12 protein-coding genes and 1 pseudogene are annotated in these 8,926 nt (G+C 39.5%); 2 read left to right on the plus strand and 11 right to left on the minus strand.

All coding sequences use genetic code 11. The features are described 5' to 3' along the window. Positions 1 to 92: 92 nt before the first annotated feature. A pseudogene (locus BGO84_RS10190) lies at positions 93 to 308 on the plus strand (PcfJ domain-containing protein); the annotation flags it as partial. Between the two features lie 30 nt (positions 309 to 338). Beyond that, positions 339 to 1,043, plus strand: coding sequence for a hypothetical protein (locus BGO84_RS10195; protein ID WP_006844788.1), 705 nt, complete (start codon positions 339 to 341; stop codon positions 1,041 to 1,043). Between the two features lie 73 nt (positions 1,044 to 1,116). Here the strand turns inward: BGO84_RS10195 and BGO84_RS10200 are convergent, their stop codons facing one another. The 11 genes from BGO84_RS10200 to BGO84_RS10250 form a co-directional block, all read right to left on the minus strand. After that, entirely contained in the window at positions 1,117 to 1,560 is a 444-nt protein-coding gene (locus BGO84_RS10200) for a PH domain-containing protein (RefSeq protein ID WP_006842093.1), read from the minus strand. Between the two features lie 187 nt (positions 1,561 to 1,747). Then, positions 1,748 to 2,176: a TraQ conjugal transfer family protein gene (locus BGO84_RS10205; protein WP_006842095.1), complete on the minus strand. Its 429-nt coding sequence runs from the start codon at positions 2,174 to 2,176 to the stop codon at positions 1,748 to 1,750. A gap of 36 nt (positions 2,177 to 2,212) precedes the next feature. Beyond that, on the minus strand, positions 2,213 to 2,674 hold the full coding sequence (locus BGO84_RS10210; RefSeq protein WP_006842096.1) for a DNA N-6-adenine-methyltransferase: 462 nt from the start codon (positions 2,672 to 2,674) through the stop codon (positions 2,213 to 2,215). Positions 2,675 to 2,677: 3 nt separating this feature from the next. After that, a complete protein-coding gene (locus BGO84_RS10215; RefSeq protein WP_006842097.1) occupies positions 2,678 to 3,253 on the minus strand; it encodes a conjugal transfer protein TraO in 576 nt (191 codons plus the stop codon). Position 3,254: 1 nt separating this feature from the next. Then, positions 3,255 to 4,241, minus strand: a complete 987-nt coding sequence (gene traN, locus BGO84_RS10220; protein ID WP_006842098.1) for a conjugative transposon protein TraN — start codon at positions 4,239 to 4,241, stop codon at positions 3,255 to 3,257. Between the two features lie 43 nt (positions 4,242 to 4,284). Beyond that, positions 4,285 to 5,580, minus strand: coding sequence for a conjugative transposon protein TraM (gene traM / locus BGO84_RS10225; protein WP_006842099.1), 1,296 nt, complete (start codon positions 5,578 to 5,580; stop codon positions 4,285 to 4,287). Between the two features lie 13 nt (positions 5,581 to 5,593). Beyond that, complete coding sequence (locus BGO84_RS10230; RefSeq protein WP_006842100.1) at positions 5,594 to 5,935, minus strand: TraL conjugative transposon family protein; 342 nt, start codon at positions 5,933 to 5,935, stop codon at positions 5,594 to 5,596. 10 nt (positions 5,936 to 5,945) lie between these two features. Continuing rightward, the gene (traK, locus tag BGO84_RS10235) at positions 5,946 to 6,569 is read right to left on the minus strand and encodes a conjugative transposon protein TraK (protein WP_006842101.1); all 624 of its coding nucleotides are present in this window, start codon (positions 6,567 to 6,569) and stop codon (positions 5,946 to 5,948) included. Positions 6,570 to 6,630: 61 nt separating this feature from the next. After that, positions 6,631 to 7,623, minus strand: coding sequence for a conjugative transposon protein TraJ (gene traJ, locus BGO84_RS10240; protein ID WP_291029011.1), 993 nt, complete (start codon positions 7,621 to 7,623; stop codon positions 6,631 to 6,633). Positions 7,624 to 7,642: 19 nt separating this feature from the next. Next, positions 7,643 to 8,272, minus strand: a complete 630-nt coding sequence (locus BGO84_RS10245; protein WP_291029012.1) for a DUF4141 domain-containing protein — start codon at positions 8,270 to 8,272, stop codon at positions 7,643 to 7,645. Between the two features lie 33 nt (positions 8,273 to 8,305). Beyond that, a partial coding sequence (locus tag BGO84_RS10250; RefSeq protein ID WP_291029013.1) for a TraG family conjugative transposon ATPase occupies positions 8,306 to 8,926 on the minus strand: 621 nt, incomplete at its 5' end.

Below are 8,926 nucleotides of genomic sequence, written 5' to 3' on the forward strand. Positions count from 1 at the left end.
GCTTTATTTTATTAGTAAGCAGCGTGTTATCACAAATGCTACGCATAACCATATACTGAGCATAATGATGCTTATGCATCACTATTCATAAGCATCATTGTGTAGGAGGTTATTATTCAAAAGAAGATTCTTTGATTCTGACAGCCTGTATTGACGGCAAGAAGATAGAAACTATTGAAGTATCGCTCTCAAAACTTCAAGTTATACAAAGCAGAGGAGTATGTAACAAGAATACCGTGTACCACAACCAAATAGTACAACTTGTAGAGAAAAATATACCTCTTATTGAACAGAGATTAGCAGCATAAAGAAATAGTAACAACCAAATCAAAATAATCATGGCACAGGAAACAATGGAAGATTGGATGCAATATGCGAAAGATTTGGCAAAAGCAGAACGTGAACTAAAGATCGAACACTCGGTATATATCACTTTCGAGATACGACACCAAGACGGACACAGAGAGATATTGCATAAAATTGACCTACCCCGTGATATGGTAGACCGATGGCAGTGGCTTATCGAATGGCGCAGGGAAAAACTCGTCTGTAAGTACCCACGGAAGAAAGTAACCGTTTATCATTGTGCCTACGATAAGCGGACAGGCTTACAGACAGGGTTTAATTTCCTATTATCAAAAGTCGCATCGGCAAAAGCGCAGATAACCAAAGTCGAACGAAAAATAGCGAAATATATCGACTATATGACGCACAACGATTTATTCTTCAATCCCGAAACGGATGAGCCATTACTCAAAGCCAACGCCAAACTGGAACAGAAAAAGAGAAATTATAATGAAGCCTATGCTATTTTACAGGCGGAAGTAATCAAACACAAAAATAACAAGGATATGTATAAACTATTTGTAGGATTTAAGAAATTAGGTGAGTTCAAGAGTATATTGGAAGCCAAACAGTTTGCCGACAAGTGTGGAGAAACGGGAGTGTTTAATCTGATAGGTCATCTGTATAAGGACAGTTGGTATGTCTTTGAACATCTGAAACCTAAAGAAGATAAAGAGGACAATGATAATGCGGACTGAAAATTTCAGTCCGTTTCTTTTTTCAATGAGCCTGAGCGGATAAAAAAGAAACAAAAAACCGATAGCGAAATTTTCAAATTTGATTATTTATTGCATTTCGAAATTTCATAGGATTAGCAACAAATCTGAATGTATTGGTAACACCACCGGTTGTAACGAGGATTGAACCAAAGCCGAGAATACGCCCCATAACCCCTTGATTTATACGCAGACCTTCGCATTTTGTCAAAACCAATTCCAAGGCATCTCTACTGAAAACACCGGATTTGAGGATAACCCGTTTATTGGTTACAACATATTCCGTACCCATCTTTAATAAAATCCTTTTTATTAAACTAAGACCTCCTAACACCAACAATCCTAAGCCTATGTAATGCAGAAATGAGCTTGTTGTAACAGGATAGAAAATAAGTCCAAGTAATAGTAGAACAGCAGGAAACACAAAAATATACCAGTGTATATTTGCTTTATATACTATAGTTTCTCCTGTTTGTAGATTATTATTTATATAGCTCATTGTAGTTTGTTTTTATGTATTCACAAATATAGTGAAAATAAAAATCGGATAAGATTTAATTATCCGACTTTTTAACATTTTATTTAATCAATCTCCTCACTCCATAATTTAACATCACTTGGAGCCGTTAGATACGAATAAGTCATACTTATCCAGTTGATAATATACAAAATCACCATCATGGTCATCATACTTCCTCCTCTCCGTTATCATTATTGAATGTAAAGCTCAGAGTCACATTGTTCCCTCTGTTATCGAAAAAGTAAATATCAATCACCTGTTGCTCATCAGACAGAGAAGTATAATAGAATCTGAATGATTCCTTTGTCAAATCATAATAATCATTTGGCAGGAACGGTTCACTTTCATCTATTCTCAACTCCCCTTTCCCATCAGGCTGAAAATACCTAAACCGATAAGTCGCTTCATCAAAATAGCCACCTCGTTCCAACTGACATCTGATTTCAGCAGTTTCTCCGACTTTCAGTTTTTTCGGCACAGGCAAGTGAGTAATCTGGAATTCATAGCCTTGGCGAATATCAATATCATCGCTACAGGCACACGCTATTGCAGCCAGCAATAGCGTAAAGATTATATATGATGCACATTTTTTCATTTTATATTTATTTTATATTGTTTTATTTCCAATTACTTACAAGAAAAGGAATTTCCCTTTCAGTGTATTATTCATAAGTATTTCCGCATTACTCATACTATAAGCAATCAGCATAGAGCCATTCCTTGGTTGCATTCCTTGTGTTCCATCCGGCTTATAAAATCGGATACGGTTATACAAGAACTTAATAGCTGTAGCATATTGGAGAACAATATCATGGAACCACTTGGCTTCAATTTTGGCAAATACCAAAGCAATACCATTGTTATGTTCAGCCATTTTCATAAGAAATTGTTGGATTAAAGGATTGGAATATGGAGGATTGAGCCACACTCTCCCTTCCCATTCCTGTCTTAAGCCATTTTCCTTTGTTGTATATATTTTCCTTGCGGATTTATTCAGTTTGTAAGCCTCTAAAGATGTTGCAGGATCTAAATCAAATTCTCCTAATGATTGAATAATTTCTTTCGGAGTATACCATTCGTCATTCTCTTTCATCTGCTAATTGATTATTACTTTAAACCCAATTCCGACCTGTGTATGGAATTTATTAATCTCTGAACCAAAGAGTATCCGTTCACGGGCATTGATAAGCAAAGCGAACCTGTCCGATAAAAATGTTTCAATCTCAAATGACACCGCACCACCATATAAGAAATTGTCTTCATTGATAATGGTTGCTCCATCAAACAACAGTTCCTCTCCCCAATTCACAGTTTCATAACCAGCCATAGCAGAAGCTCCAATAGAGAAAAATACTGTTTTATTTGCATCAGATAAGAATTTCAAATAGTAACCGCCTTCTACTGTTATCTGCGATACAGGAATCAGCATATCTCTATATTCATGTGATTTCTGCATATATTCTGCTCCGAATACCCAACGGTTACCATTCTTGGTATAAGTAGATAGAGCCAGACCAGCGAAGAACGCCTGCCCGTCTTTCTTTTCCAACGTAAAACCATCAACAAGACCACCCGTTACCTGTATGCCTTTCTGTCCCGGTAGATAGCGTTGAGCCTGAGCCTGTCCTATTAGGGCAAGGCTCAGAATAAAAAATAGTGTTATACGCTTCATCTTATTTGACCTTTAGTTCGTTAATCTCTTCCGCTCTCAACAGATCCTCATTCTCAATCACAAAGGACTGGTTACGTCCGCCATTTTTTTCAAATAGTTCTATAACCAGCTTCTTATCATTAGGGATCGTTATTTTATCGATTGTAAATACAGTTCGTTCTGTTTGATTACCACCAACTGTTGACATAAAATTGTATGCACGGAGTGGATAGATGACTGTTTCCTGAATAGCGGTTTGCTTCATCATTTTCTTATCGACAACTTTCATCCGCACAAAGTCAATATCGAAAGGAATATTTGAAGAGTTCTTGATAGATGTATGCAGATACAACAGGTTATTATGCGAATAGACACCTTTCAACAGATATTGAATACCAAATCGTTTGGACCCGATATGTTTAACAATCCGTTTATCTGTATTGTATATCGCTCTGTTTATCAAATAGACGATGCGAGGCGATTCGCTTCCCAATTCCTTCAAGTAAATATCCATCGAATTATTCGGGCGGTTGGTCGCAATACCATCGTGCATAAAATCTTTCATTTCTATATTGAGCTTCTCCGGCTCATTGGCATACTTTACATTAAAGGTGTAATAGCTACCTTCTTCGGTTATCACAGCCATATTGGTCTCCGTCTCAAAATTGCGGAGAGCAGCTTTTACCCGAAGGATATTTTCTGATGTTCCCGCTTTACCTGCAATAATACGGTTTGAACCTAAGTCCACATATTGGATTGCAGCAGGAAATATAATATGTACCGTCTTGTCGAATGTTACCTCTAGTCCGTATGGCGGTATCATTCGGTCAAAGGTTATTTTCTTGGATAGACCCTCATAATAATCCCCATAAGTAGGTTTAAGAACCTGTTGCAGATCCTCCTGCATCTGTTCCTGTGTTTCCATTGTTGCAGGAGTTGTTTCTTCTGTTTGAGCATTAGCTGTCATTGTTATAATAGCTAATGCGAATAATAAAATATATTTCTTCATTGTTCAATCTTGTTTTAATTTGATAATAAATAGGTCTGTGACCTTAATTGGCTTTCGGCATTAGCATTACCTTATAGCCCGATTTGAGTGTAACCTTTACTTCCTTTATCTTCTTCTGCATATATGCTGATAGGCCCTGTATAGCACCTTTTGTCAGGTCAGAGGTCAGTTGAGCACCAGTACTCTCAGTCATGGTAAAGCTTGTACCGACACTATTTCCCATGTTCGCCATTATTTCTTTAGCAGCGTTCATCTCCAATGAGCCGGGAATATAGATGCCCCGCTGCCCGTCCGAATCATAGGCGGACATTTCCACCGGAATAATGGTCCCTTGATATTCAATCGAAGATATTTGTATATCCATCCGTTCGCCTTGAATCTTGGCTACTCCTGTAACTATGGTATTCTCCGGAATAATCATTGTTCCTGCCATCAATGGCTCTGTCAGCCGCAAGCGGGTAGTCTGCCCATTGATTACCGTCTGATCGTCATGGATGACAGCCGATATGGTATTTTTCTGCGAAACGCCCATTTCTCCACCCATTGTGTTGAAACTTGTATTTCTGGGTTGGTCATACATGAGAAAATAATCTTCGTCGGATAATCTTTGGGACAAAGCAGAAACCGTTTGATTCTGTATCTGCCTGATGGGAGTAACTTTTGTCTTACCATTGCTATTTTTCACTGTCCCGTTAGAGATTCGTTTACTCAGGCTTTCTGAATTGCTGCCATTATCCTGTTGTGCTTGTGGTAAATACTTCGCAGCCATCTCATAGGATTTTTCCATCAGTAGCAACTGTTCGTCCATTGCACTTTTCGCACTTTCCTTTTCCTCTATACGGGATTCCAGTTCCTCCAGCTTCTTTTTCAGTTCTTCTTTCTCAGGGTCGGTCTTAGGCTTTTCGTAGAAACTACCTAATGTTTTATTGATATCCTGATAAGCAGTAACCGAGTTACTTATCGGTGCCTTTTTGTCCTGCTGTTGATTCGGCTGTTGCTCCGGTTCATCAACAAGGGAAAGCGTGACTTGTTGCTTATCTTTGGTTTCACCCTCCAGAATATCCATATATCCCTGTAAAGACTGCATCCTGTCTTTCTGCTTGTTTTGCATCTGTTCCTGTTCATAGGCATCTTTCTTGTCGCCGATAAGACCGCCACCATCAGGATCAGGTATGTCGGCATTCAGCCCGATACCTTCCTGTTCTTTGGCTTTATCCGCATCCGAAGGAGCAAATATTAGCCACATACAGCCTGTAAAAACAATCGCCATCAATGCAAATACCGCATACTTTTTAAGCTTTTGTTTTTGCTCCGAACTTATTCTTGATTGTTCGCTCATATTCTTTAAATCTCTACTTGTTAATACTTATATTATCAATAGAATCTTGCTTCATTCGTTGTTTTTCCAAATCAAGCAAATCTATATCGGTAGGAAAATCCATAAAATCGTAGACATCCTTTCTCTCCTGTTCCAGTTCCAACTGCCTGATATGCTCTATCTCCATCTGTTCTTTTTTCTCGCTATCTTTTCCCCAATTATAAATTGTGGAGAATGTGAAGTAGAGATTGCCAATTGTTAGTATCAGGAGCATTATCAAGATGATTACTATCCGTTTGTCAGGTGTCAGTTCCCCACACAGGTCTTTGAGTTTATCTTCAATCCAATACCGGACCTCTCTCAATCTTTCTTTCATAGGCATGGTTTTAGCGAGTAAGCACCCTTATATCTTTATTCTCTTTTACTTCAAATCCTTCGATAGTAAATCCATGCGGATTGTTATCGGAACGGACGGAGTTTAATAACCGGCAATAGGTTACCAAAGAACGTTCGGTAATGTTACTCTCGCGGATAATCATCTGTTTACCATAGGTAGCCACCTGATAGGGATAGACATTCAGATTACATACAACGCTGTCTATCTGCATCATCTGATTGATATTGCCTGATATAATCCGGTTATAATATCCTTTCTCCGATAAATCCTTATAATAATTGAAAGCTGTTTTATCGGAAAGGAGTAATGCCCTGTTGATATTGCTTTCGATAGCACTCTTATCAGGAGACAGGGTAAAGAAGAGCTCATGAAAACGCCTGACGTGTTCCCTCGCTTCTACAGGTCGGTTTTGCGATAAATCCTGCGAAAGAGCGAGCATCAGTGATTTTCCATTGTCCAGTACATATATTTTCTGACGTTGGGCTTCTGCGAAGTCGTATGCGCTATACACGGAATAACCTGTAATGATAGTACACATACACAGGAACACAATGCCGAAAATGCGGAGTTGCTTAAAGCTTGTTTCTATATTTTTTAATGATTTAAATTCCATCTTTCAAATTTGTTAATTAGCCTATTTTGTCAGTCTTATAGGAATAATTGGGAGCGGTGGCTCACCGCCCTTTTAGGCGACCAACTATATTCCCCCCGGCAGCTCCCGCAGCACCTCCGGCTATTGCCCCACCTTTAGTTGCTGTTTGATTTATGTTCTTACCGAAATTCCCCATGCCTCCGGCAGATATTATCCATCCGGCAACAGTCGGAATGGTAAAATACCCGACAATACCTATAATCAGGAATACAATGTAAATGGCATCCGAACTGTCCAGTGAGAAATTAGGGTCAGCTTGCATCCGTTCAATATCGGCTTGCAGCATTAGTGATTGGAGTCGTGCTAATATCGTACTGAACAGATCCGAGACGGGCAGCCACAGATATACGGAAACATACCGTGTTATCCATTGAGTAAGTGTCGATGAGAATCCATCCCAAACAGATATAGCAAAAGCTATAGGTCCGAGTATAGCCAGAACTATCAGAAAGAAGGTCCGGATTACATCTATCACCAATGCAGCAGCTTTGAAGATAACCTCCAGTATTTCCCGGAATGCTTCACGTATCCATTTCTTGGCATTGTATAATCCCCGCTCGATATACATTCCCGCTATCTGTCCTGCATCGGTAATTCCCAGTTCATCCAGTTGAGCCTCGAATATCTCGTTATCGACTAGATAAGCCGTTTCGGGATTTCTCCGCATGGCTTCATATTCCAGCTTATCTTTCTGCTCTGCGTATTTTTGCATATCAAATGTTTCGGATTGAAGCATCCCATGTGTTCCCTGAACGACAGGACTCATCACGCTGTTGATTGTTCCTAACACAACACTTGGGAAAAACATGATGCAAAGACCGATGGCAAAAGGACGAAGCAAGGGATAGACGTCAATCGGTTCTGCACGGGAAAGGGATTGCCAAACCCGATGGGCAACATAGAATAATGCTCCCAGTCCGGCTATCCCTTTAGCCACCCCGACCATGTTGCTGCACAAGGGCATCATCTGGTCATATAGAGTCCGCAGTGTTTCGTGAAATTGGTCAAAATCCATTTTTCAATTATATTATAGATTACCAGTAACGTTCGTTTGGGTTACCATACAAGGCATTGACACGGGCTGTCTCACCTTTTTTCTTTGCCCGTAGATAGGAAACCCCGATATTCTTGTTGGTATAGTAGCGGACAAGATTCCTATAACTAACCATCGAGTCGTGACAATTATCCACTACTTCCATACGGTCTTTGTCTGTCAGGGAAAGTGTACTGATATTTACAACTCCTTTCAGTTCGTTCAACACATCATTGCTCTGTTCCAACAGTTTGGCATATCCTGATGCAATGGCATTCAATTCATCGATGGAGTAATTGGGATCGGACATCATCTTTTGGAAATTATTGACATAGATATCCGAAATCTCACCAACCATCAGAATAGTTTTCTGTACTTTTCTGGCGTCTTTTACCAGATTATTCACCGCTTTCAGCGCATCATAGTATTGTTTTCCCTGGTTATAAACTTTCTGAACTTCCTTGAAATTGTTTATCATATTTGTCGCTGTGGTAGTAGTCTGGGTAACATTACGGGTTGTATTGACAATTCCTTGCGCCAGATTTGAAGGGTCTACTACTGTCCATTGGGCACTCATATTCGTTGTGAGAAGTACAAGGCTTACGCACAACATGAAAATTTTTGCTTTCATATTGAATTTGTTTTTAATTAAAAAAATGAATGTTTACTGACTTCGTTTACTCTCTGCCAGTTGTTTAATAGCCAGTTCTATATTCCCGTCCAGTTTATTGGCAAGGTTGAATAGCTCCAGCTTCTCGGTTTCTTCAGTCGTGAACGTAAAATATTCTTCAAGACTTACTTCGGTAGCATACACAGCCGATTGCACTCCACCTAGTCCAATCCAAACTTCCTTATAGAGCCTGTTCGGATTGTTCGCCATATTGATGGAGAGAATCTGTGCTCGTTCTTTATCGGTCAGCCCCAGCATCGCTTGTATCGAATCAAACTTGTTCATGTATTTGCGCTGGTCAAGCAGGATTTTACAGTCGGAATTGTTGATAATGGCTTCCTTAACGATGGGAGACGAGATTATATCATCCACTTCCTGCGTTACGACAATGGCTTCTCCGAAGAATTTACGGACAGTTTTAAAAAGATATTTTATATAATCTGCCATCCCTTCTTTGGCTATAGCCTTCCACGCCTCTTCTATCAATATCATCTTACGGATACCTTTTAACCGCCTCATTTTGTTGATGAAGGTTTCCATAATGATGATGGTAACTATCGGGAACAGGATTTTGTGGTGTAGGCTAAGCACCCAGCGCCATATCATATTACTATG

It is taken from the genome of Dysgonomonas sp. 37-18, from assembly GCF_001899125.1.
Classification (GTDB): domain Bacteria; phylum Bacteroidota; class Bacteroidia; order Bacteroidales; family Dysgonomonadaceae; genus Dysgonomonas.